The sequence below is a fragment of the Pseudomonas sp. GW456-L12 genome (assembly GCF_059424045.1).
Window position 1 is genome coordinate 104,025 of the sequence record NZ_JBWKZA010000006.1, and the last position, 23,128, is coordinate 127,152.

Consider the following 23,128-nt stretch of genomic DNA (forward strand, 5'->3'; position numbering starts at 1 on the left):
CAGTCATGCAGTGCCAGTCATGCTCACCTTAAACCATGCTTTAAGGTCAACCCCCACATTTGCAAAAAGCTTCCGTTTGCGCTGGCGCGCTTCTGCTTGACTCTAAACCTGACTTCAACGTTAGCGTCTGGCGCCGATTGGGCAAGAACGCACTTAACCATCCAGTCAGGAGCCACAGCATGAGCCAGCAAGACCACCCCGTGACGCAGATGAAATGGATGATCTATGGCGCCTACGGGTATACCGGCGAGCTGATCGTCCGCGAAGCCGTCAAGCGTGGGCTCAGGCCGGTGCTGGCGGGGCGTAGCCGCGGCAGGATCGAACCCTTGGCCCGGGAGCTGGGGCTTGAGGCACGTATTTTCGGGCTGGATGACGAGGTGCGACTGCTGGCCCAGATCAAGGGCCATGGCTTGGTTCTGCATTGCGCGGGGCCGTTTTCGGCGACCGCCGCACCAATGATGGACGCTTGCCTGCGGGCCCATTCGCATTACCTGGACATCACCGGCGAGATCGCCGTGTTCGAGCATGCCCAGTCCCTGCATGAGCGTGCGCAAGCGGCGGGCGTGGTGATTTGCCCCGGCGTCGGCTTCGACGTGATCCCCACCGACTGCGTCGCCGCCGCACTCAAGGCCGCGCTGCCGGATGCAACGCACCTGGCCTTGGGGTTCGATTCGCGCTCCAGCTTGTCGCCGGGCACCGCCAAGACTTCGATCGAAGGCCTGGCCCAGGGCGGCAAGGTACGTCGCGAGGGGAAAATCGTGTCTGTACCCTTGGCCTATCGGGTGCGTCGTATCGACTTTGGCGCTGGAGAGAAGCTTGCCATGACCATTCCCTGGGGGGACGTTTCCACGGCCTATCACACCACCGGCATTGCCAATATCGAGGTGTTCGTGCCGGGCTCCGCCGGCATGATTCGCAGCGCCAGGTTCGCCAACTTCATTCGCCCGCTGCTGGGCTTGTCGTTCGTGCAGAAGCGGCTCAAGGCACACATCGGCAAGACCGTGATCGGCCCGGATGACGAAAAGCGCGCCGATCAGGGCACCTATGTCTGGGGCGAAGCCCGTAACGCTCGCGGCGATTGCAAGGTGGCGCGCGTGCACACCACCAATGTCTATAGTCTGACGGTCTACGGTGCGCTGACCGTGGTCGACTACCTGTTACAGGCGCGCCCGGCTGGCGGTGCCTACACGCCTGCGAGGTTGCTGGGCGCCGATCTGGTGACGCGCTTGCCAGGATCGGGCGCCTTGAACATCGAATAGGCGGTGTCCGATGAAACTGTCGGATGAAGTTGAAAAAGAGGTATTGACCTTCAAGTTCACTTCAAACTTAGGCTGGCCCCACGTCAAATGAGGGACTGCCCATGAATGTGTTCGACACCCTGATGCTCCCCAATGGTTCGACCATCAAGAACCGCGTCGCCAAAGCCGCCATGGAAGAGAACATGGCGGACGCCGACCAGGCGCCCTCCGAAGAACTGATGCGCCTGTATCAGGCGTGGGCCGATGGTGGCGCCGGGCTGATAATCACAGGCAACGTGATGGTCGATGGCCGCGCCATGACCGGGCCGGGCGGCGTGGTGCTGCAGGATGACCAGCAACTGGACAAGTTCAGGCGCTGGGCACGGATCGGTCGATCCGGCGGTGCGCAGTTCTGGCTGCAGATCAATCATCCCGGCCGCCAGATGCGGGCAAGCCTTGGGCAGAAGACCTGGGCACCGTCAGCCATACCGCTGAACCTGGGCAAAATGTCCAAGCACTTCGCCACGCCCCACGCGATGACCCCCAGCGTGATCGAAGAGGTTATCCAGCGCTTCGCACGGGCTGCGCGCCTCGGTGAAGAGGCCGGTTTCACCGGCGTGGAAATCCACGCGGCCCATGGCTATCTGTTGAGCCAGTTCCTGTCGCCGCTGAGCAATCAGAGAACGGACGAGTGGGGCGGCTCCCTGGAAAACCGGGCACGCCTGCTGCTTGAGATTGTCACGGCGGTACGGGCCGTGGTTTCCCCAGGCTTTGCGGTGGCGGTCAAACTCAACTCGGCCGATTTCCAACGTGGCGGATTCACCGCCGATGACGCGAAAAAGGTGGTTGAGCTGCTCAACGACCTGGGTGTGGATCTGGTCGAGTTATCCGGTGGCAGCTACGAAGTGCCGGCCATGCAAGGCGAGGCGCGCGATGGTCGCACCCTGGCGCGTGAGGCCTATTTCGTCGAGTTTGCCCGTGACATCCAGACCGTCTCCAGGATGCCGGTGATGGTCACCGGTGGCGTACGCCGGCGTCCCATTGCCGAAATGGTCGTCAAGAGTGGCGTGGACATGGTCGGTATCGGAACGGCCTTGGCCATCGATCCCTACCTGCCGCGTGATTGGCTTTTGGGTAAAGACAATGCTCCGCAATTGCCACCGATCACCTGGAAAAACAAGACCATCGCGTCCTTGGCCAACATGGCGGTCGTCAAGTTCCAACTGCGCAAACTCAGCCAGGACAAAAAGCCCTATCCAGGCGTGTCACCGTTACGCGCGCTGCTCTTGCAACAGCTCGCCAATGCCTGTCGCACTCGCCAATATCGGCGGTGGATAGAACAGCGTTCGGCGTGATTCGATGCCCATTTCAACCGCAAAGGCTCAAGGGTGAAATCCACTTTGGCGAGTGACTGACAGCGTCTGCTTTGGGATGTGGATTAAACCGGTCCTCAGCATCATCGACAGGATGCTGAGGTTGCCAACAGCAGCCGCTGGCCTCATATCCTTGCTAGGCCTATCAAGAAGGCTCGGGATGTCTACTTTTTTACCATGAGGGCATGCCCTCTAAACGGACATCCCCATCTCCAGCGCCCGGGGCTCGAACCCCAACTCCGTGTACATACGGGTTGCACGTGCATTGAACGTCCACACCGACAGCCTTATATCTTTGGCGTTGTGCTCGATTGCCCAGTCTTGAACAAGTTTTACCAGGGCTCGACCAATACCTTTCCCCCAAAATTGCTCGTCTACGCACACCGATCCAATACGAACGAAATCCAGCGGTTGCATCAGCGGACCGGAGCTTGTCGACAGGCTGGCAGAAATAAAGCCAGCGGCCTGGCGGCCGATATTCGCAATGAAAACAACCTGGGTCGGTTTCTCGAAAAAACTCATCCAGTGCGGGAGGTCACGCGAAAAGTCCTGGGTGGCAGCGGTGTAAATATCGGGACGGGCAGCGTGATGAATCGCGTTGAGTAATTGTCCCAACTCACAGATGGTCAGTGCATCCTCTATGGTCGCCGTTCGGTACGTGATGGCTGTATCCATGATGGGCAATTCTCCTTGAGTGTTAAGCCATTACTGCTAAGGGTTGAAATCAGTACACAACGAATGACTTCGGCGCTGTCACTGCATAGCGCTGACGCGGCACGAACCTTACAGTCAACTGATTCGAAAAAGACGGGATATCGCAACTAAAGCTTTCTCACCGTCGGCCTCATAGAGGCTATATAAGGCTGTTTGATCGGTAAGATGATGCAGGCGGAAATGGTTGTAGAAAGCTTGGCCTAGGCGTTGTTCTTTAAAGATTCCTAGATCCCACAAGTCTAGAAACTCGTCATAGATGGCGCTCTCGATTTCCAGCGATCTGCTATCCATGTGAACCTCGATTGATAATGATCGCTGGCGAGATCCTATAAAGCTCATGATGGTTGTGCAATGCCCCCTCAGTTGAACGTCCGCCTTTGGATAGCCAATTGCGAAGGGCTGTAATCGACCCACAGCGGACTGTCGGCTCGTTAGTAATCGGACCAGAGGAGTGCTTAAAACGAAAAATGCATCGGTAATTTCTCACAAAATTAAGAGCCCCCTTCTTCCGGAGTGCTTTCAGCAAGTTCGATTTAATGTGACGCTAAATTAGAAGCTGTAATGCTGCAAGAGAAAACATGAGCCCTTACAGCATTACAAATTTTCAGGTGAGACTTCCATTATCTTGAGCTAGTATAGCTCCGGAATACTTGCCCAATCTAACTTTGATAGTTACTATCTCTAGACTTCACCCACCCAGCCCCCTCAATCTCATCAGGACTCACACCAAACAAATTGGTAAAGACCTCCTTGACCTTTTCTTTAACCTCCGAAGGCTCATGCTTCTCCGAGAGCCAAGAGAAGTCGTATTTAAATTCACCACTCTGTATTATCCACTGCCTAATTAGGTCGTACTGCATGAGGTTGCCGTAGAACATGTTAAATGTATTATGGATATTTTCTTCCGACTTCCCCTCCTGCCGCCTTGGGTAAATGCCGAAGTCATCTTGCTTGTCACTATAGAGCGAGAGATTCTTTAGCCAAGCATGAATATAGTGCTCGGCATAGCGCCCTACTTTGTGACGACCTGTCCAGCAAAAAAATTCAGGCTGCTCAAGCTTAAAGGTGTTAAATTTTATAAATTCTGAAAATATCACCCTAACAGGCAAGTTCATTTCCGAAAACGAAAATTTACTATGCTCCCTCATCAGCGCTTGTAACGTCGGCTCCTTTTTTACCCATTCGGAAACAGCTCTCGCCACGTCTAACGGATGATGGTATCCACAAGCGTTCGCTAGCAAAGCGCTAGCGCTAGTATATTCCTCTTTAGAGTACTCCTTAATATAGTCCTTAAGCTCTGGATGCTCATTTTTTATGGCTTGACATAGATATGCGAAGCGCACCGCCGGCTGAGCCTGATATGAAAAATTCTCATAGTCTGTAATTTCAAATGGAAACCCTTCTCCAGGATTTAATGCTAAGTCGCAGACTAATAAGAATAAAGCTACTAATGGATCGTCAATACAGTCGGGAAAATTTGAATTAGTACTCTGGATAAAGTATTTGAAGGCTGCACCGTATACACTGTCAAGATAGCCTCGTGCGCCATAATCCGCAAAAGACTTGCTAGGATTAGAAAAATGCAAAAACTGGAGCTGTATAAATCTCGCCTGTCCTTCTAGTACATCTACCCCCGTAATTGGAGGGAGGTATACATCTGACCGCCAATGGTAGTTACCGGATTTTGACAGCTTTAAGTGCTCTATAGGCTCCCTCCAGAGATCCGTATCTGGCAAGCATTTAACCTCATTGAAGGTTGTGGTCAAAACATCCAAGCAGCATGAATAGGCTATATAAAACGTATGCCCTACAGACTCAAAATGATTTTCCTTTACTATTTCTAAAAGGATTCTTGGATTCATGATAATCGCACGATAGTAATCCAAATCTAACGTATTATTTACTGTAATGTTTGCCCTGGCGATAACCTCTTCTTCAGCAGTGCGACCTTGCAACATCTGATCATCGCTCCACTCTTTGAGTGACTTACCAAACTCCCCACACTTGACTATATCTCGAAGATGCCCGACGTTAACGTGCGTCTGTGCGGGGAAGCACATGCTAGAAATCAAACCAGAAGTCGACCCTATATGCTGCCACCAATGAACCGTTTCATGAATATATGTTGAATAAGCCTGAATCTCATCCCAAGTGATATCCTCAGCTTTTTTTGTCGTAGCATTATCAACTAGCGCATGATTTATTGGACTAAGTCTTAACACGAATTGACCAATATTATACAAACCATGCGCGTTTAGGCACGCAGCGAGAGAGTCTGGAGTTTTGATTTCCGATTTGTATGAGTAGAGAAGAGCGCTTTTGATTTCGTCCATGTGATGCTCATATATTTAGCACGTAAGGTTAGCCGTTGAGTAATAATGGCCACAGGTTGATAGGTGAATCATCCTAAATCTATTAACTTTAGCCCAATAGAGGCTTTTTGCAATCACTGAAAGAGGTTCGCGCTCGGTTTGTAGGGTGACGACTGCCAGTCACGCCTTGTATCGACGCGTGCGGTTTGAACCGACTGGGCTCGGAAGGGAGGGTTATCTCCCGCGTGCTCAGTATCTACGAGTTGCAACATACGCAAAAGATCACAGCTGAGGCGCGGAGATGAATAAAACGGCGCGAAAGCTTGCTGTCACAACCTTAACTGCATGCAGCCTTGATACTCTGGAAGCATTGGAAAATATGGTGTCCCTGAGCAGGTTCGAGCTGCCAGGTTCCCCCTAAGAGGGTGGAGGTCCGCTTCTGGCCGAAAGCAGACACGTCAATGAAGTGTCGATTTCCCATCATCAGGCTCACCCAATACCGGGTAAACCCGCGCCAGCAATCTCAGGTACATCTTTTCAACAAGGCTCCCGCACCACAGCCAGGCGGCAGCCAATCCGCGCTGTTCATACTGTTCGAACAGTTCAAAGCGCTCCATGCGCCGCCCAGTAGTGCACAGCGCTGGGGAGTCGGGCAGGACCAGTCGGCACAGGCAAGCATCGATCTCCCGATAGGTCTGGCTCGACTGAATCAGCCACCCCAACTCAGTTTGCTCGGCATTGCAGAACAACAACTGGCAATTCGCGTTCAGCTCTCGGTCAAGAATCGAGTTCAGCCGCTCTCGCAGGAGGTCGGCTGGCTGGAGTGCGCTGCCCTTCAAATGGGTGACAAGCAGAAATCGGGCGCTGGAGGTGATGATCAAAATTCGTGGCCTGCCTCGACGGGGGAGAGCGGGGATTAGCTCACTCTCGGCCCGTGCTGGGGAAGGGGAAAATTCTGAAATGGAGGTGGGAATCGGCTCAGGCGACTACAGGGTTTCCTGGGTTATTTCGGATACAGCGGCGGCAGGCTGCTGGTGTCGGCCAGCGGGGTCTGGACGTGTTCGGCGATCGGGATGGCGCGGATGGCGCGCCACAGTTCTTCGCCTTGCCAGTAGTGGCCAGTTTCGCTGTAGAGCGCGCCGTTGAGGCCGTCCAGGGCGTCGGACAGGGGCACGAAGCGGGCGGCCATGTCGGCCAGGGTTTCCGGTTGCTGGCGGGCCCAGGCGTCCAGGGCCTGACGGGTGGCTTGCGGGTCGTTGGCCAGGCAGGCGCGCTTGAGGTCGTCGAGCAGGGTGCGCGGGTTGGGGCCGGCCTGCACCGCGCGCAGGATTGCCGGTTGCCAGCGCGCGCGCCACCAGAGGCCGAAGCCGAGCAAGGTGGTGCAGGCGAGCAGCAGGGTGCTGAGTTTCCAGGCCCACAGCGTGGTGCTGTCACCACCGGCGCCAGATGGTGTCGCGCCAGCCGGGGTGTCCACCACCAGGCTTGGGTTGTTCGCCACCTGCAGGGTGCGCGCCGGCAGGCTGCTGCGTTCCAGGTGGTCCTCATGGGTGTTCCACCAGACCACCTCCAGCGCTGGCAGGTCGATGCTGCCGCTGCGGTTCGGCACCAGGGCCTGGCTGTCTTCGCGGCTGCCGATCAGCCCGCGGTCGCTGACCTGATTGCTCAGTTGCGGCTGGTCCGGGTAGCTGCGCAGGCCGTTGGCTTCGGTCACCGGCAAGGGTGGCAGCTGCGAGCTGGACAGGCCCTCGGCCTTGAGGGTCAGGCTGCGGGTCAATGAGTCGCCGACCTGGCTATGGTCCGGCTCGGGGTTCCAGCTTTCCCCCAGGCTCAGGCTGCGGGCCGGCAGCCAGGGCGCGTCGGCCGGGTATTCGGCCGGCTTGGCCTTGACCGTCAGCGGCATCTGCGCCGAGCTCACGTGCATCAGCTTGCCCGGCTTCAGGCCCTGGGGCACCGGGTCCTGGGTGCCCGCGGCGTCGGCCAGGGTGGCGCTGAAGGTCAGCTCCGGAATGTCCAGCACGCCGCTGTGCTGGGGGAAGATCGCGTAGCGAATCTCGATCACGCCGTGGCGCACGCCGTTGATGACTTTTTCATAGGTACGCGACTCGCCGAGCTGTTCGACCCGCGCGTCGTCGATCTGCAACGGCGTCAGGCTGCTGTCGTCGTACAGCGACACCGAGTGATAGATGTGCAGGGTCAGCACTGCCTGGGCCTGCACGTAGACGCTGTCCTGGTCGAGGCTGGCGTCGATGAACACCGGTTCCAGCGGCGCGCTGTCGCTGCGGCTTGCGCTTTGCAGCACCTGCAGGGTGATCGGCTGGCTCTGTACTTCGCCCAGTTGCAGGGCCGGGATCACCACGGTGCCGGTGGTCCTGGGCAGCAGGGTGATGATCCAGCGGGTGATGGCGCGGTTGTCGCCGTTGAGGCTGGTCAACTGGTTGACCTGGCGCGTGCCCTGGACCTCGAACTGCGCTTGCAGCGGGGTCAGGTCGGGCTTGCCGAACAGCGTGACATTGTTGGATTCCAGGGTCAGCTCGACGGTTTCCCCAGAGTTCACGCGACTGCGGTCGACACTGGCGACCAGCCCCTCGGCCCGGGCCGCAAAGGCGCCGAGTGTCAGCACAAGCGTGAGTAAGAGGGCGGTGAAGCGGGTCATCGAATTTTTCCCTGATCCTGATGTTGTTGCTGTTCGTACCAGAACTTGCGGCGCAGCAGTTCGCCCGGATCGTCCGGAATCTGCCGCAGCCATTGTTCCAATGCCTGACGGTGTTCGCCGTCGAAATTGTCCTGGGCATCGCGCAGCGGCGGCGTGGTGGTTTGTTCGTCGCCCAGTTCGCTGCCGGGAACCGCATCGTTGCCCGGGGTGGCGACCTCGTCGTCCGTCGACTCGTCGGCGCTGGTGGGGTGGCTGTTCTCCGGCGGCTGCTGGCCCGGGGTGACCGGTGCCTGGGTCGCCGCGCCGGCTTGCGGCGGCTGGCGGGTTTCGTCGTTGTCCTGGCTTTCGCCCTTGGCCGGTTCTTCCGGCGGCGCGGGCTCGGTTTCCTGCAGCAGGCGCTCGACCAGGGCCTTGTTCTTTTGCGCGGCGGCAAGCTCCGGTTGCAGCTCCAGGGCCTGCTCGTAGGCATCCAGCGCGGCTTCCAGCTCGCCGCTCCTGGCCAGGGCGTTGCCACGATTGTAGTGGGCGCGGGCGTCGTTGCCTTCGGCAAAGCGCTGAGCGGCAGCGGCGTAGTTGCCGGCCTCGTACAGTGCCACCCCTTGCCACTGCGGGTCCTCGAAATGCTGCGCCGCCTCGCCGGGCCGCTTCTGTTCCAGCAGGCGCTGGCCCTGCTGGTCGGGGCGCAGCCACAGGTCGTTGAACTCGAAGGCGTAGCTGGGCTGCGGCACGGCGAACAGCAGCAGCGGCAGGCAGAACAGCCAGCCGCGGCGTCCGGCGCAGGCGGCCAGCAGCAACAGCGGCAGGAGCAGCCAGTAACCCTGGTCGGCCCAGGTGTCCAGGCGCAGGGTCTGGCCGTCGCTGCGCAGGTTCTGCGGACCGCTGAGCAGGCCCAGGCCGCGCAGGTCGTTATCGTCCAGGCGTGCCGGGCGATAACGGCCGCCCATTTCGCCGATGAAGCGCTTCAGGCTCGGACCGTCGAGGCGCGACATGAGGATCGCCCCCTGTTCGTCCTTGAGAAAGCTGCCGTCTTCCTGGGCCACCGGCGAGCCCTGGCGGCTGCCGATCCCGAGCATCAACAGCTGCGGCGCCTGGCCACCGAGGGCCTGGCGGATGCCTTGGCGCTCCTGCTCGCTCAGGGACGAGCCGATCAGCAGGATCCGGCCCTGGCCCAGTGCGCCCTGGTCCAGCAGCTTCAAGGCTTTTTGCAGGGCCAGGTCGGCGCGATGGCCGGGCTGGGGCATGATCGAGGGCTTGAGGGCTTCCAGCAGGTTGCGGCTGGTGGCCAGGTCGTCCGACAGCGGCACCAGGGTGTGGGCGCTGCCGGCGTAGACCACGATTGCCGTCTGCGCATCGCTGCGTACCTGCAACAGGTCCAGCAGCTTGCGCCGGGCCTGTTCCAGGCGATTGGGCGGGACGTCGCCGGCGAGCATTTCCGGGGTCAGCTCCAGCAGCACCACCAGCGGGTCGGCCGGTTTCTGGCTGGTCTGTTCGACCCGCTGCCAGCCGGGGCCGAGCAGGGCCAGCACGGCGAGGATCCAGGCCAGGCCGAGGGCGATCCACGGCAGTTTGCTTTCGCGGCCGTTGCCGCCGCTGAGCAGGGCGGCGTGAAAGGCTGGCGGCAGGATCATCTGCCAACGGCCAGCGCGCTTCTGCCGGTGCCACAACTGCCACAGCAGCCAACCGAGCAGCGGCAACAGCAGCAGCCACCAGGGACGGAACCAGTGGGGCCAGAGTTCGGCCCAGAACGGCGCGCTCATCGACGCCTCCGCAGGCGCAGGCGTTTGAGCCGTTCGCGCCAGTCTGGCAAAGGTTGCAGAAAGCGCTCGCGGGTGAAGAAGCGTTGCAGCGGATGGTCCGGCCAGCGCTCGCGCACCACCAGCAGCATGCTCAACAGCAGCGCCGCGGCCAGCGGCCAGCTGTACAGCGCCTGCGCCGAACGGGCCTGGGTCGGCTGCTGGGTCACCGGTTCCAGTTGATCGAGGGTGTCCTTGATCGCTTGCAGCTCCTGGCTGTCGCGGGCGCGGAAATAGCGCCCGCCAGTGGCTTCGGCGATGGCCTTGAGGGCCGGTTCGTCGAGGTCCAGGCTCGGGTTGAGGCCGAGGAAACCCAGGGTGCCGCTTTGCTCCGGGTCGGCGCCGATGCCGATCGGGTAGATCTTCACGCCTTCTTCGGCGGCCAGGCGGGCGGCGGTCAGCGGGTCGATTTCACCGCCGTTGTTGGCGCCGTCGGTGACCAGGATCAGCACCCGGCTCTGCGCCGGACGCTGGCGCAGGCGCTTGAGCGCCAGGCCGATGGCGTCGCCGATGGCGGTGTTCTTGCCGGCGATGCCGATCTTCGCTTCGTCCAGCCACACGCGCACGGTGTGCCGGTCGAAGGTCAGCGGCGCTTGCAGGTAGGCCTTGCTGCCGAACAGGATCAGGCCGACGCGGTCGCCTTCGCGGCTTTCCAGGAAGTCGCCGAGCAGGTGCTGGACCAGGTTCAGGCGGCTGACGTCTTCGTCCTGCCATTGCATGTCGGGGAAGTCCATGGAGCCGGACACATCCACCGCCACCAGCAGGTCGCGACCGCTGGCGGCCACCGGCAGCGGTTCGCCCAGCCATTGCGGGCGGGCGGCGGCCACCAGCAGCAACAGCCACAACAGAATGAACGGAGCCTGCTGGCGCCAGGTCGGCAGGTTGGCTCGGGCGCGGCGCTTGGCCAGGCCTTCCAGGTCGCTGAGGAAGCTGACTTTTAGTGCCGGTTCGCCGCTGTCGGCCACCGGCAGCAGCACCCGCAGCAGCCAAGGCAGCGGCAGCAGGGCGAAGATCCACGGCCAGGCGAACTCAAACATGTTTGCGAATCCAGATTTCCACCGCCTGGGTCAGGCCGGCGATGGCCTTGTCGTCAAGCTTGCACTCGGGCTTGTAGGCGCCTTCCACCAGGACCATCCAGCGCGTGAGGCCGGCCGCCGGGCAGCGGTTGTCGAGGAACGCCAGCCACTTGCGGCCGTTGAGGGTGTGGCTCTGGCTGTAGGGGTAATGGTTGCGGCACAGGCGCTTGAGCAAGCCATTGAGCTGTTGCAGCCAGGCGCCGGCGGGCGCGCCGTCGTAGGGCTTGGGCAGCAGCGCCAGTTCGGCGAGGGCGGCCAGGCGCAGCGGGTCCAGCGGTTGTTCGGCGCGGGGCAGGGCACGTTGGCGCGGCCAGAAGCGCTTGAGTCGCCACAGGCCAAAGCCGAGCAGCGGCAGCAACACCAGCAACAGCCACCAGCCCGGTGCCGGCGGCCACAGGCCGATGGCGGGCGGGGCGATCAAGGGTTGCAGTTGCTCGAGGCTGCTCATCGGGTTTTCCCCGGGCGTTGCGGGTTCAGGTACTCGCGCAGTTGCTCGACCATTTCGCTCTGGGTGCTCAGGGGCATCAGCAGTACCCGCAGCTTCTGTGCCAGCAGTTCCCAGCGGGCGATGCGCGCTTCGCTCTGCGCCCGGTAGGCCTGGCGCAGTTCGTAGTTGAGGGTGTCCAGCTCCAGCTGCGCACCACGCTCGGCGAAACGCAGCAGGCCGGCGGCGGGCAGGGCGTGGTCCAGCGGGTCGGACAGCGGCATCAGCAGCAAATCGCAGTGGCGCGACAGCAGGCTCAGTTGCTGTTCGGCGGCGTCGCTCAGGGCGCGCTCGTCGCAGATCACGATCACCAGGCTGCCCGGGCGCAGCACTTCGCGGCCTCGGCGCAGGGCGGTGCCGAGGGCATCGCGCTCGGGTTCGGTTTCGCTGTGCAGCGACTGGTTGACCCGCACCAGGCGGTTGAGCAGTTGCAGCAAGCTCTGTTTGCTGCGCCGCGGCTTGATCTCGTAGTGCTCGTCGTCGCCGAACACCAGGCCGCCGACCCGGTCGTTGTGGCCCAGGGCGGCCCAGCCGATCAGGCTCGCGGCCTGGGCGGCGAGCACCGACTTGAACATCAGCCCGGAACCGAAGAACAGCCGCCGGCTCTGCTCGACCATGATGAAGATCGGCCGTTCGCGTTCTTCGTGGAACAGCTTGGTGTGGGGTTCCTGGGTGCGCGCGGTGACGCGCCAGTCGATGCTGCGCACGTCGTCGCCGGCCTGGTAGACCCGCACCTGGTCGAAGTCGACGCCACGGCCGCGCAGCTTGGAGTGGTGCAGGCCGACCAGCGGGCTGCGCTGGCTCGGCGTGGAAAACAGCTGCACTTCGCGCACGCGATGGCGCATCTCGATCAGCTCGGCGAGGCTGACGCGGATGCCCGGGGCATCGACAGGGCTGGCGTTCATCGGGGTCAAGCGACGGCTACGACGTCGAGAATCCGCTGGACCACCCGGTCCTGGTCGATGCCGGCGGCTTCTGCTTCGAAAGACAGAATGATGCGGTGGCGCAACACGTCGAACAGCACCGCCTGGATGTCCTCGGGGCTGACGAAGTCGCGCCCGGCCAGCCAGGCGTGGGCCCGGGCGCAGCGGTCGAGGGCGATGGAGCCGCGCGGGCTGGCGCCATAGGCGATCCATTCGGCCATCTCCGGGTCGAACTTGGCCGGGGTGCGGGTGGCCATCACTAACTGCACCAGGTATTCCTCCACGGCGTCGGCCATGTACAGGCCGAGGATTTCCTTGCGCGCGGCGAAGATCGCCTGCTGGCTGATGCGACGCTCGGGCTTGGTTTCGCCGTTCAGTGCTTCGCCACGGGCCTGTTGCAGGATGCGCCGCTCGACGGCAGCGTCGGGGAAGCCGATCTTGACGTGCATCAGGAAACGGTCGAGCTGGGCTTCGGGCAGCGGGTAGGTGCCTTCCTGCTCGATGGGGTTCTGCGTGGCCATCACCAGGAACAGCGGCGACAGCTCATAAGTGCTGCGGCCGACGCTGACCTGGCGCTCGCCCATGGCTTCGAGCAAGGCCGACTGGACCTTGGCCGGGGCGCGGTTGATTTCGTCGGCCAGCACCAGGTTGTGGAAGATCGGCCCTTGCTGGAACACGAAGCTGCCGGTTTCCGGGCGATAGATTTCGGTGCCGGTGATGTCGGCCGGCAACAGGTCGGGGGTGAACTGGATGCGATGGAACTGCGCTTCGATGCCTTCGGCCAACTCTTTGATGGCCTTGGTCTTGGCCAGGCCCGGGGCGCCCTCGACCAGCATGTGGCCGTCGGCGAGCAGGGCGATGAGCAAGCGCTCGATGAGTTTTTCCTGGCCGAGAATCTGCGTTGAAAGAAAGGTTCGCAGCGCGAGTAGCGCTTCACGATGTTCCATCGATGACTGTTCCTGCAGAGGGTGACCGAGGGCGTTCGAATAACGCCAGGGCTGGGGGCGTTACTTTAATCCATCCGGGCCCCCGGCGACTAACGGCACCTGGCAAATTTCTGTAAATAACCGGTAATCGTCCGCAACGCTGGGACCCATTGTGAGGATCGACGCAAGGGGATGGCGGCGGGTGCCTGACGCGCCGCCCTCACGGCGCGTCAGTGGCGGGTGCTCAGTTCTTGAAGCTGGAGTGCTTGCGGCCCTGGTCGCACAGGGCGAAGACCACCACCATCACCGCCGAGACCGCCAGGATCAGCGCCACCCCGTCGGTCGAGTGAGTGGCCGAGTTGGCCACCAGGGCCAGCCCGCCCAGGGGCGCCAGGCCGCCGGCGATGGCGGTGCCGATTTCACGGCCGGTACCGAAGCCGGAAGAGCGGGTCTGGGTCGGGAACTGGCGGCTGAGGAACGAGCCCTGGGGCGCGAACATCATTGGCGCCAATACCCCGGTGCCGATGGCGATGGCCAGGTAGATCATCAGTGGCTCGCCGGTGTTGAGCAGGCTCAGGAACGGATAGGCGAACAGCACCGAGCACAGGCCGCCGAGCATCAGCACCTTCTTGCTGCTCCACTTGTCGCAGAGCCAGCCGAAGCAGGGCACTGTGACTATCGCCACCAGGCTGGCGATGGTCACCGACAGCGAAGTGACATGGGCCTCGACGCCTTTGTACTGGGTCAGGTAGGCCAGGGAGAAGGTCTTGAAGATGTAGCTCAGGGCGTTGTAGCCGATGGCCACGAACAGCACCACGGCCAGGCCCTTGAGGTCGTTCTTGAACAGCAGCTTGAGGGGCGAGGCCTGGGCCTTGGCACTGTGCTTTTCCTGCGCCTTGTCCAGCTTCTCGAACTGCGGGGTTTCCGGAATGCTGCGCCGTACCCACAGGCCGACGCCGACCAGGGCGATGCTGCAAACGAACGGAATGCGCCAGCCGCCGGAGAGCAGGAAGTCGTTGCCGTTCATGGTCAGCAGGTAGACGGTCAGCGACGACAGCAGCAGGCCCAGGTTCAGGCCCAGCGCCGGCCAGGCCCCCTGGCTACCACGCTTGCCTTCGCTGGCGTGCTCATAGGAGGTCACCGCCGCGCCGGACAGCTCGGCGCCGGCGCCCAAGCCCTGGATGATCCGCACCAGCACCAGGATGATCGGCGCCCAGATGCCGATCGAGGCATAGCTGGGAATCAGGCCGATCAGCGTGGTGCACACACCCATCATGCAGAAGGTGATGACCAGCACCTGCTTGCGCCCGAACCGGTCGCCCAAATAGCCGAACAGCACGCCGCCGAAGGGCCGGGCGATAAAGCCGATGGCAAAGGTGGAGAACGCCAGCAGCGAGGCGACTTTCGGGTTGCTGGGGTCGAAGAAGATTTTCGAGAAGACGATGGCCGCCATGGTGGCGTACAGATAGAAGTCGTACCACTCCAGCATCGAGCCGAAGATGGTCGCCGCCGCGACCTTGCGCAGGCGTTTTTGTTTTTGTTGCGGCGTTTCGCATGCGGCCGGGGCCGCCTCATGGACTGACATCTGAGGATTCCTTGTTGTTTGTAGTTATTTTCAAGCGGGCGCCAGGCACCCGTGCAGCGGGGATCAACGGGCTTTGAGGATTCTCTCGGCAATCATCTGGCCGATGGGGATGGCCGAGGTCGCGGCCGGCGAGGGGGCATTGCAGACGTGGACCATGCGCGGGGTTTCGGCGAACAGGAAGTCGTGCACCAGGGTGCCGTCGCGCATCACCGCCTGGGCGCGAATCCCGGCCTCATATGGCAGCAGGTCGGCGACTTCCAGGGACGGGCAGTATTTGCGGCACTGCTCCAGGTAGCCGCGCTTGAACAGCGAGTTCTTCATTTCCGTGGTGCCGGAACCGAGGTTGTTCCAGATGGTTTTCCAGAAACCGGGGAAGGTTGCGTACTCGGCCACGTCGCGCCAGTTGATGGAGAACTTGCGATAGTTTTCCCGGCCCAGGCCGAGCACGGCGTTGGGCCCGACGGTGACGCTGCCGTCGATCATGCGGGTCAGGTGCACGCCGAGAAACGGCAGCTCCGGATCGGGGATCGGGTAGATCAGGTGATTGACGATGGCGTTCTTCGCCGCCGGCAGGCGGAAGTACTCGCCGCGGAACGGGATGATCTGGTGGTCGATCCTGACCCCGGCCAGGGCCGCCAGGCGATCCGATTGCAGGCCGGCGCAGGCCACCAGCTGGCGGGCGCTCCAGACCTTGTCGTCGCTGCTGATGGTGACCTTGTCGGCGGTTTCTGCGATGGCGCGCACGGTCGTTTGCAGCTGCACTTCGCCGCCGGCCTGCTGGATGACCCGGGCCATGGCTTCGCACACCTGCTTGTAGTCGACGATGCCGGTGGCATCGAGGAACAGGCCGCCGAGGCCGACGATGTTCGGTTCGCGCCGCTGCAGTTCTTGCGCATCCAGCCGTTCGACCTTCAGGCCGTTCTGCTGCGAGCGCTCGTACAAGGCATGCATGCGCTCGACTTCCAACGGCGTGGAGGCCACCAGCAGCTTGCCGCAGACCTCGAACCTGATCCCGTGCTCGGTACAGAAATCCTTGGTCGCCTGGGCGCCGCGCTTGCACAGGTCGGCCTTGAGGCTGCCTGGGGCGTAGTAGATGCCGGCGTGGATCACGCCGCTGTTGTGGCCGGTCTGGTGCCGGGCCAGGAGGTTTTCCTTTTCCAGGATCAGCAGCGAAGCGCCGGGCTGGCGTTCGAGCAGCGCCATGGCGGTGGCGAGGCCAACGATGCCGCCGCCGATGATGCAGTAGTCGTAGATCATGCAGATGTCACCTTGGTTATTCTTGTTCGGGTCTGATCATCAGGTTGTCAGACAAAGCTAAGCAAACAAAAGACGCCGCGCGGCAGCGTCCGCCAGACAGTGGGTTTCAGGGGTTTAATCGATACTCGGCAGGTCGATTTTCAAGCGTTTGGCCGCGGCTCGCAGGTGCGCTTCGGCGCAGGCGGCGGCCTGCTGCCGGTCACCAGCGGCGATGGCTTCGTACAGCGCCTGGTGTTCGCGGCCGGCATCGGCGGAACCGCCGACCGAATGGGCCGCCGAGTTTTCCCAGGCGGTGCGCCGCGCTTCGGCCAACTGGCCACGAAGAAAATCATGGAAGGCGACGAAGTAGTGGTTCTTGCTGGCGTCGGCGATGGCCCGGTGGAACTCCACGTCGGCCAGGGCGGCCGCGGCCAGATCGCTGCGCTGGTCGTGCATCTCTTGCAGGGCGCTGCGCATGCGTTGCAGGTCGGCGTCGTCGCGGCGCTGGGCGGCAATGGAGGCGGCCTGGGTCTCGATCCACAGGCGCATTTCGAACATCTGCACCAGGTCGGGCTTGCGGCCCTTCTGGCTGGGAAAACGGAACACGCTGCCGTTGGGGTTCTGCGAAATGAACGAGCCCAGCCCGCGGCGGCTGACCAGGATGCCGTCGGCCTTGAGTTGCGCCACGGCCTCGCGCACCACCGAGCGGCTGACGTTCAGTTGCTCGGTCAATTGCTGTTCGGTCGGCAGGCGCGATTCGGCGGTCAGGCGGCCGGCGTCGATCTCCTTGCGGATCGCGTTGACCACTCGTTCGACCAGGGTGTCGGGGCGCTGGAGCTGAAGCATGGAGGAGGGGGGCTCGTAAGTCAGGTTGTCAGACAATGCCGGGGCGCCGGTTTCTTGTCAAGAAACCAGTCGGTGGCTCGTAGCTACAAGCTCCAAGCTCCAAGCTCCAAGCTTGTAGCTTAAAGCTTGTAGCTCAAAACTCTCTGATATAGGTGCCGGTGCCCTTGAGGATGTTCTGCAGGGTTTGCTCGACTTCCGCCAGGTCCGCCGCCGCGGTGTTGTGCAGGATCTCCAGGTGATCGCTGCCATTGAGCGCGTCGGCGTCGGTCGCGGCGATTTCGATCAGCAGGCGGGTCGGGCCCAGGGTGACTTTCACCCCGTCCAGGGTCGAGGGCTCGCCGTCCAGGGTGATCTCCAGTTCGTCCTCGTCCGGGTAGCGGGTCATCAGGAACATCTCGCCCTGGTTGCTGTGGCAGCAGAGCATGGCCATGTTGTCTTCTTCGTCGTCGCACGGGTTGGCGATCAGGTGGGCGGTGGTCATTTGCATGGGGCGAGTCCTGGGGCTGGCTCCGGTGGGGAGCGGGGCGAACAAAGTGCAATTCTGCCAGCCCGGGGGAATTTCTGCTGCTTTGTGTGTCAGAGAGTGGGTTCCCGGCGCGGACCGTTTCTGGCACGACAGTCCCGTAAAGCCTCGGCGCGACCGCCGTTTTGTCCGGCGGCTGCTAGTGTTGTTCAAGGCCTGGCCCGCCAGTTGCCTGCCAATGACCGAATATGTCGCAGCACCGCAAGCAGCGCGCTTGCCGCACTCGTTAAGCTGCGCAACGGATGAGCACCTGTAAAGGCATTGCCCGGCGCACCGTGGCAGTCGTTTTTGCAGATGCCCATCCGGGAACGGTGAATGTGACCTGAGCGTCTCGTACAGCTTCACCACCCTGTCATCCTGCGACCTCTGCCCGAGATCCAGGAGCAGGATGACCGACACCCCCGCAAGGGGATTGCATGCGACGCTTTACTCAATAACAAGCCCAAGCGGAGTACCACAGATGGCGTTCTTCACCGCAGCCAGCAAGGCCGACTTCCAGCACCAACTGCAAGCGGCACTGGCGCAGCACATCAGTGAACAGGCACTGCCACAAGTGGCGCTGTTCGCTGAACAATTCTTCGGCATCATTTCTCTGGACGAACTCACCCAGCGTCGCTTGTCCGACCTGGCGGGCTGCACCCTTTCTGCCTGGCGCCTGCTTGAGCGCTTCGACCACGCGCAACCGCAAGTGCGCGTCTACAACCCCGATTACGAACGTCATGGCTGGCAGTCGACCCACACCGCGGTCGAAGTGCTGCACCATGACCTGCCGTTCCTGGTGGACTCGGTCCGCACCGAGCTGAACCGTCGCGGCTACAGCATCCACACCCTGCAGACCACCGTGCTGAGCGTGCGTCGCGGGAGCAAGAACGAGCTGCTGGAAATCCTGCCCAAGGGCACCCAGGGCGAAGGCATCCTGCAAGAATCGCTGATGTACCTGGAGATCGACCGCTGCGCCAACACCGCCGAGCTCAATGTCCTGAGCAAGGAACTGGAGCAGGTGCTTGGCGAGGTGCGCGTCGCCGTGGCCGATTTCGAGCCGATGAAAGCCAAGGTCCAGGAACTGATCGATGGCATCGGCAACAGCCAGTTCGAGATCGACGCCGATGAAAAGGGCGAGATCAAGAGCTTCCTGGAATGGCTGGTGGGCAACCACTTCACCTTCCTCGGCTACGAAGAGTTCGTGGTGCGCGAGGACCACCACGGTGGCCATATCGAGTACGACCAGGACTCCTTCCTCGGCCTGACCAAGCTGCTGCGCGCCGGCCTCACCGTCGACGACCTGCGCATCGAAGACTACGCCGTGAACTACCTGCGCGAACCGACGCCGCTGTCGTTCGCCAAGGCCGCCCACCCAAGCCGTGTACACCGTCCGGCCTACCCGGACTACGTGTCGATCCGCCAGATCGATGCCGATGGCAATGTGCTCAAGGAATGCCGCTTCATGGGCCTGTACACCTCGTCGGTGTACGGCGAAAGCGTGCGGGTGATTCCTTATATCCGCCGCAAGGTGGAAATCATCGAACAGCGCTCCGGCTTCCAGGCCAAGGCGCACCTGGGCAAGGAACTGGCCCAGGTCCTCGAAGTGCTGCCGCGCGACGACCTGTTCCAGACCCCGGTCGACGAGCTGTTCAACACCGTGATGTCGATCGTGCAGATCCAGGAACGCAACAAGATCCGCGTGTTCCTGCGCAAGGACCCGTACGGTCGTTTCTGCTACTGCCTGGCCTATGTGCCGCGCGACATCTATTCCACCGAAGTGCGGCAGAAGATCCAGCAGGTGCTGATGGATCGCCTGAAGGCCACCGACTGCGAGTTCTGGACCTTCTTCTCCGAGTCCGTGCTGGCGCGCGTGCAACTGATCCTGCGGGTCGACCCGAAGAACCGCATCGACATCGACCCGCTGCTGCTGGAAAAAGAAGTGGTGCAGGCCTGCCGCAGCTGGCAGGACGACTACGCCGCGCTGACCGTCGAAAGCTTCGGCGAAGCCCACGGCACCAATGTCCTGGCCGACTTCCCGAAAGGCTTCCCGGCCGGCTACCGCGAGCGCTTCGCCGCGCATTCGGCGGTGGTCGACATGCAGCACCTGCTGAGCCTGACCGAGGCCAACCCGCTGGTGATGAGCTTCTACCAGCCGCTGACCCAGTCCACCAGCCAGCCGCTGCTGCACTGCAAGCTGTATCACGCCGATACCCCGCTGGCGCTGTCCGACGTGCTGCCGATCCTGGAAAACCTCGGCCTGCGCGTGCTCGGCGAGTTCCCGTATCGCCTGCGCCACGCCAGCGGCCGTGAGTTCTGGATCCACGACTTCGCCTTCACCGCGGCCGAAGGCCTGAACCTGGATATCCAGCAGCTCAACGACACCCTGCAGGACGCCTTCGTCCACATCGTGCGTGGCGATGCCGAGAACGACGCGTTCAACCGCCTGGTGCTGACCGCCGGCCTGCCATGGCGCGACGTCGCGCTGCTGCGCGCCTACGCCCGTTACCTGAAGCAGATCCGCCTGGGCTTCGACCTGGGCTACATCGCCAGCACCCTGAACAACCACACCGATATCGCCCGCGAGCTGACCCGGTTGTTCAAGACCCGCTTCTACCTGGCGCGCAAGCTCGGCAGCGACGACCTGGAAGACAAGCAGCAGCGCCTGGAGCACGCGATCCTCAGCGCCCTGGACGATGTCCAGGTGCTCAACGAAGACCGCATCCTGCGTCGCTACCTGGACCTGATCAAGGCCACCCTGCGGACCAACTTCTACCAGACCGATGCCAACGGCCATAACAAGTCTTACTTCAGCTTCAAGTTCAACCCGCACTTGATTCCCGAGCTGCCCAAGCCGGTGCCGAAGTTCGAAATCTTCGTCTACTCGCCGCGCGTCGAAGGCGTGCACCTGCGCTTCGGCAACGTTGCCCGTGGCGGCCTGCGCTGGTCCGACCGCGAAGAAGACTTCCGTACCGAAGTCCTCGGCCTGGTAAAAGCCCAGCAAGTGAAGAACTCGGTGATCGTACCGGTGGGCGCCAAGGGCGGCTTCCTGCCGCGTCGCCTGCCAGTAGGCGGCAGCCGGGACGAGATCGCGGCCGAAGGCATCGCCTGCTACCGCATCTTCATCTCCGGCCTGCTGGACATCACCGACAACCTGAAGGACGGCGCCCTGGTGCCGCCGGCCAACGTGGTGCGTCACGACGACGATGACCCGTACCTGGTGGTGGCGGCGGACAAGGGCACCGCGACCTTCTCCGACATCGCCAACGGCATCGCCATCGACTACGGCTTCTGGCTGGGCGATGCGTTCGCTTCCGGCGGTTCCGCCGGTTACGACCACAAGAAAATGGGCATCACCGCCAAGGGCGCGTGGGTCGGCGTACAGCGCCACTTCCGCGAGCGCGGCATCAATGTCCAGCAAGACAGCATCACTGTGGTGGGCGTCGGCGACATGGCCGGCGACGTGTTCGGCAACGGCTTGCTGATGTCCGACAAGCTGCAGCTGGTCGCGGCCTTCAACCATATGCACATCTTCATCGACCCGAATCCGGACCCGGCCACCAGCTTCGCCGAGCGCCAGCGCATGTTCGACCTGCCGCGTTCGGCCTGGAGCGACTACGACACCAGCATCATGTCCGAAGGCGGCGGCATCTTCTCGCGCAGCGCGAAGAGCATCGCCATTTCGCCACAGATGAAAGAACGCTTCGACATCCAGGCCGACAAGCTGACCCCGACCGAGCTGCTCAACGCCTTGCTCAAGGCGCCGGTGGACCTGTTGTGGAACGGTGGTATCGGTACCTACGTCAAGGCCAGCACCGAAAGCCACGCCGATGTCGGCGACAAGGCCAACGATGCGCTGCGGGTCAACGGCAACGAGCTGCGCTGCAAGGTGGTGGGCGAGGGCGGCAACCTCGGCATGACCCAGCTGGGTCGTGTGGAGTTCGGCCTCAATGGCGGTGGTTCCAACACCGACTTCATCGACAACGCCGGTGGCGTGGACTGCTCCGACCACGAAGTGAACATCAAGATCCTGCTCAACGAAGTGGTGCAGGCCGGCGACATGACCGACAAGCAGCGTAACCAGCTGCTGGCGAGCATGACCGACGAAGTCGGTGGCCTGGTGTTGGGCAACAACTACAAGCAGACCCAGGCCCTGTCCCTGGCGGCCCGTCGCGCCTTCGCCCGGATCGCCGAGTACAAACGCCTGATGAGCGACCTGGAAGGCCGTGGCAAGCTGGACCGCGCCATCGAGTTCCTGCCGTCGGAAGAGCAGCTCAACGAGCGCGTCAGCGCCGGCCACGGGTTGACCCGTCCGGAACTGTCGGTGCTGATCTCCTACAGCAAGATCGACCTCAAGGAACAGTTGCTGGGTTCCCTGGTACCGGACGACGACTACCTGACCCGCGACATGGAAACCGCGTTCCCGCCGACCCTGGTCAGCAAGTTCGCCGAAGCCATGCGCCGCCACCGCCTGAAGCGCGAGATCGTCAGCACCCAGATCGCCAACGACCTGGTCAACCACATGGGCATCACCTTCGTGCAGCGCCTGAAGGAGTCCACTGGCATGAGCCCGGCCAACGTGGCCGGTGCCTATGTGATCGTGCGTGACATCTTCCATCTCCCGCACTGGTTCCGCCAGATCGAAGCCCTGGACCACCAGGTCTCGGCTCAGGTGCAACTGGAGCTGATGGACGAGCTGATGCGCCTTGGCCGTCGCGCCACCCGCTGGTTCCTGCGCAGCCGTCGCAACGAGCAGGATGCCGCCCGTGACGTCGCGCACTTCGGTCCGCACCTGGCGGCGCTGGGCCTCAAGCTCGACGAACTGCTGGAAGGCCCGACTCGCGAAGGCTGGCAGACCCGCTACACCGCTTACGTCGAAGCCGGCGTGCCTGAGCTGTTGGCGCGCATGGTGGCAGGTACCACCCACCTGTACACCCTGTTGCCGATCATCGAGGCCGCGGATGTCACCGGGCACGACGCCGCCGATGTGGCCAAGGCCTACTTCGCCGTGGGCAGCGCCCTGGACCTGCCGTGGTACCTGCAGCAGATCAGCGATCTGCCGGTGGCCAACAACTGGCAGGCCCAGGCACGCGAAGCCTTCCGCGACGACGTGGACTGGCAGCAGCGGGCGATCACCATCTCGGTCCTGCAAATGGCCGACGCGCCGCAAGACATGGAAGTCCGCGTGGCCCTGTGGCTTGAGCAGAACCAGAGCATGGTCGAGCGCTGGCGCGCGATGCTGGTGGAAATCCGTGCCGCCAGCGGCACCGACTACGCCATGTACGCGGTGGCCAACCGCGAGTTGCTGGACCTGGCCATGAGCGGTCAATCGGGCCTTGTAGTGGCCTGATCGAGCGGTAAATGAAAAAGCCCCGTATCGCGAGATACGGGGCTTTTTCATGGCCTCAAGAAATGCTGTAGCCGCTTCTGTAGGAGCGAAGCTTGCTCGCGATCCGCGCAGCGGCCA

17 protein-coding genes are annotated in these 23,128 nt (G+C 62.1%); 3 read left to right on the plus strand and 14 right to left on the minus strand.

Going from position 1 to position 23,128, the window contains the following annotated elements:
- The first annotated feature begins 179 nt into the window (after window positions 1-179).
- Window positions 180-1,259: a saccharopine dehydrogenase family protein gene (locus tag AC07Y9_RS10030; protein ID WP_102679348.1), complete on the plus strand. Its 1,080-nt coding sequence runs from the start codon at window positions 180-182 to the stop codon at window positions 1,257-1,259.
- A gap of 101 nt (window positions 1,260-1,360) precedes the next feature.
- A complete protein-coding gene (locus AC07Y9_RS10035; protein WP_102679347.1) occupies window positions 1,361-2,593 on the plus strand; it encodes an NADH:flavin oxidoreductase/NADH oxidase family protein in 1,233 nt (410 codons plus the stop codon).
- A 210-nt stretch (window positions 2,594-2,803) separates the two neighbouring features.
- Here AC07Y9_RS10035 and AC07Y9_RS10040 read toward each other — a convergent pair whose 3' ends face one another.
- The 14 genes from AC07Y9_RS10040 to AC07Y9_RS10105 all read right to left on the minus strand — a co-directional run bounded on the left by AC07Y9_RS10040 (window position 2,804) and on the right by AC07Y9_RS10105 (window position 17,646).
- Entirely contained in the window at window positions 2,804-3,286 is a 483-nt protein-coding gene (locus tag AC07Y9_RS10040; protein WP_102679346.1) for a GNAT family N-acetyltransferase, read from the minus strand.
- Window positions 3,287-3,400: 114 nt separating this feature from the next.
- Window positions 3,401-3,616 carry a hypothetical protein gene (locus AC07Y9_RS10045; RefSeq protein ID WP_102679345.1) on the minus strand — a complete coding sequence of 72 codons (216 nt, stop codon included), beginning with the start codon at window positions 3,614-3,616 and terminating at the stop codon, window positions 3,401-3,403.
- 368 nt (window positions 3,617-3,984) lie between these two features.
- Window positions 3,985-5,658, minus strand: coding sequence for a hypothetical protein (locus AC07Y9_RS10050; RefSeq protein ID WP_146021755.1), 1,674 nt, complete (start codon window positions 5,656-5,658; stop codon window positions 3,985-3,987).
- Between the two features lie 437 nt (window positions 5,659-6,095).
- A complete protein-coding gene (locus AC07Y9_RS10055) occupies window positions 6,096-6,518 on the minus strand; it encodes a hypothetical protein (RefSeq protein ID WP_102679343.1) in 423 nt (140 codons plus the stop codon).
- Between the two features lie 122 nt (window positions 6,519-6,640).
- On the minus strand, window positions 6,641-8,290 hold the full coding sequence (locus AC07Y9_RS10060) for a BatD family protein (RefSeq protein WP_102679342.1): 1,650 nt from the start codon (window positions 8,288-8,290) through the stop codon (window positions 6,641-6,643).
- Complete coding sequence (locus tag AC07Y9_RS10065) at window positions 8,287-10,047, minus strand: vWA domain-containing protein (RefSeq protein WP_102679341.1); 1,761 nt, start codon at window positions 10,045-10,047, stop codon at window positions 8,287-8,289. The genes AC07Y9_RS10060 and AC07Y9_RS10065 overlap by 4 nt, the downstream gene beginning before the upstream one ends.
- Entirely contained in the window at window positions 10,044-11,120 is a 1,077-nt protein-coding gene (locus AC07Y9_RS10070; RefSeq protein ID WP_053260943.1) for a vWA domain-containing protein, read from the minus strand. Before AC07Y9_RS10070 ends, AC07Y9_RS10065 begins: the two co-directional genes overlap by 4 nt.
- Entirely contained in the window at window positions 11,113-11,607 is a 495-nt protein-coding gene (locus AC07Y9_RS10075; protein WP_007925765.1) for a DUF4381 domain-containing protein, read from the minus strand. The genes AC07Y9_RS10070 and AC07Y9_RS10075 overlap by 8 nt, the downstream gene beginning before the upstream one ends.
- On the minus strand, window positions 11,604-12,548 hold the full coding sequence (locus tag AC07Y9_RS10080; protein ID WP_007925772.1) for a DUF58 domain-containing protein: 945 nt from the start codon (window positions 12,546-12,548) through the stop codon (window positions 11,604-11,606). Before AC07Y9_RS10080 ends, AC07Y9_RS10075 begins: the two co-directional genes overlap by 4 nt.
- A gap of 5 nt (window positions 12,549-12,553) precedes the next feature.
- On the minus strand, window positions 12,554-13,513 hold the full coding sequence (locus AC07Y9_RS10085) for an AAA family ATPase (protein ID WP_007925774.1): 960 nt from the start codon (window positions 13,511-13,513) through the stop codon (window positions 12,554-12,556).
- Between the two features lie 223 nt (window positions 13,514-13,736).
- The gene (locus AC07Y9_RS10090) at window positions 13,737-15,077 is read right to left on the minus strand and encodes an MFS transporter (protein WP_102679340.1); all 1,341 of its coding nucleotides are present in this window, start codon (window positions 15,075-15,077) and stop codon (window positions 13,737-13,739) included.
- A 63-nt stretch (window positions 15,078-15,140) separates the two neighbouring features.
- Window positions 15,141-16,334: an L-2-hydroxyglutarate oxidase gene (gene lhgO / locus AC07Y9_RS10095; RefSeq protein WP_102679339.1), complete on the minus strand. Its 1,194-nt coding sequence runs from the start codon at window positions 16,332-16,334 to the stop codon at window positions 15,141-15,143.
- Between the two features lie 114 nt (window positions 16,335-16,448).
- On the minus strand, window positions 16,449-17,159 hold the full coding sequence (locus AC07Y9_RS10100) for a FadR/GntR family transcriptional regulator (RefSeq protein WP_007925785.1): 711 nt from the start codon (window positions 17,157-17,159) through the stop codon (window positions 16,449-16,451).
- Window positions 17,160-17,292: 133 nt separating this feature from the next.
- Window positions 17,293-17,646 (minus strand): hypothetical protein, encoded by a 354-nt coding sequence (locus tag AC07Y9_RS10105; RefSeq protein ID WP_102679338.1) that lies wholly within the window; start codon window positions 17,644-17,646, stop codon window positions 17,293-17,295.
- Window positions 17,647-18,142: 496 nt separating this feature from the next.
- Between AC07Y9_RS10105 and AC07Y9_RS10110 the strand changes: the two genes are divergently transcribed.
- On the plus strand, window positions 18,143-23,011 hold the full coding sequence (locus AC07Y9_RS10110) for an NAD-glutamate dehydrogenase (protein WP_102679337.1): 4,869 nt from the start codon (window positions 18,143-18,145) through the stop codon (window positions 23,009-23,011).
- Window positions 23,012-23,128: the final 117 nt, after the last annotated feature.

What these genes read in the sequence shown, in the direction of transcription:
- AC07Y9_RS10045 (WP_102679345.1), bottom strand. Translation starts at nt 3,616, where the DNA reads ATGGATAGCAGATCGCTGGAAATCGAGAGCGCCATCTATGACGAGTTT.
- AC07Y9_RS10065 (WP_102679341.1), bottom strand. Translation starts at nt 10,047, where the DNA reads ATGAGCGCGCCGTTCTGGGCCGAACTCTGGCCCCACTGGTTCCGTCCC.
- AC07Y9_RS10080 (WP_007925772.1), bottom strand. Translation starts at nt 12,548, where the DNA reads ATGAACGCCAGCCCTGTCGATGCCCCGGGCATCCGCGTCAGCCTCGCC.
- AC07Y9_RS10110 (WP_102679337.1), top strand. Translation starts at nt 18,143, where the DNA reads ATGGCGTTCTTCACCGCAGCCAGCAAGGCCGACTTCCAGCACCAACTG.
- AC07Y9_RS10040 (WP_102679346.1), bottom strand. Translation starts at nt 3,286, where the DNA reads ATGGATACAGCCATCACGTACCGAACGGCGACCATAGAGGATGCACTG.
- AC07Y9_RS10090 (WP_102679340.1), bottom strand. Translation starts at nt 15,077, where the DNA reads ATGTCAGTCCATGAGGCGGCCCCGGCCGCATGCGAAACGCCGCAACAA.
- AC07Y9_RS10070 (WP_053260943.1), bottom strand. Translation starts at nt 11,120, where the DNA reads ATGTTTGAGTTCGCCTGGCCGTGGATCTTCGCCCTGCTGCCGCTGCCT.
- AC07Y9_RS10035 (WP_102679347.1), top strand. Translation starts at nt 1,361, where the DNA reads ATGAATGTGTTCGACACCCTGATGCTCCCCAATGGTTCGACCATCAAG.
- AC07Y9_RS10085 (WP_007925774.1), bottom strand. Translation starts at nt 13,513, where the DNA reads ATGGAACATCGTGAAGCGCTACTCGCGCTGCGAACCTTTCTTTCAACG.
- AC07Y9_RS10105 (WP_102679338.1), bottom strand. Translation starts at nt 17,646, where the DNA reads ATGCAAATGACCACCGCCCACCTGATCGCCAACCCGTGCGACGACGAA.
- lhgO (WP_102679339.1), bottom strand. Translation starts at nt 16,334, where the DNA reads ATGATCTACGACTACTGCATCATCGGCGGCGGCATCGTTGGCCTCGCC.
- AC07Y9_RS10050 (WP_146021755.1), bottom strand. Translation starts at nt 5,658, where the DNA reads ATGGACGAAATCAAAAGCGCTCTTCTCTACTCATACAAATCGGAAATC.
- AC07Y9_RS10030 (WP_102679348.1), top strand. Translation starts at nt 180, where the DNA reads ATGAGCCAGCAAGACCACCCCGTGACGCAGATGAAATGGATGATCTAT.
- AC07Y9_RS10075 (WP_007925765.1), bottom strand. Translation starts at nt 11,607, where the DNA reads ATGAGCAGCCTCGAGCAACTGCAACCCTTGATCGCCCCGCCCGCCATC.
- AC07Y9_RS10100 (WP_007925785.1), bottom strand. Translation starts at nt 17,159, where the DNA reads ATGCTTCAGCTCCAGCGCCCCGACACCCTGGTCGAACGAGTGGTCAAC.
- AC07Y9_RS10060 (WP_102679342.1), bottom strand. Translation starts at nt 8,290, where the DNA reads ATGACCCGCTTCACCGCCCTCTTACTCACGCTTGTGCTGACACTCGGC.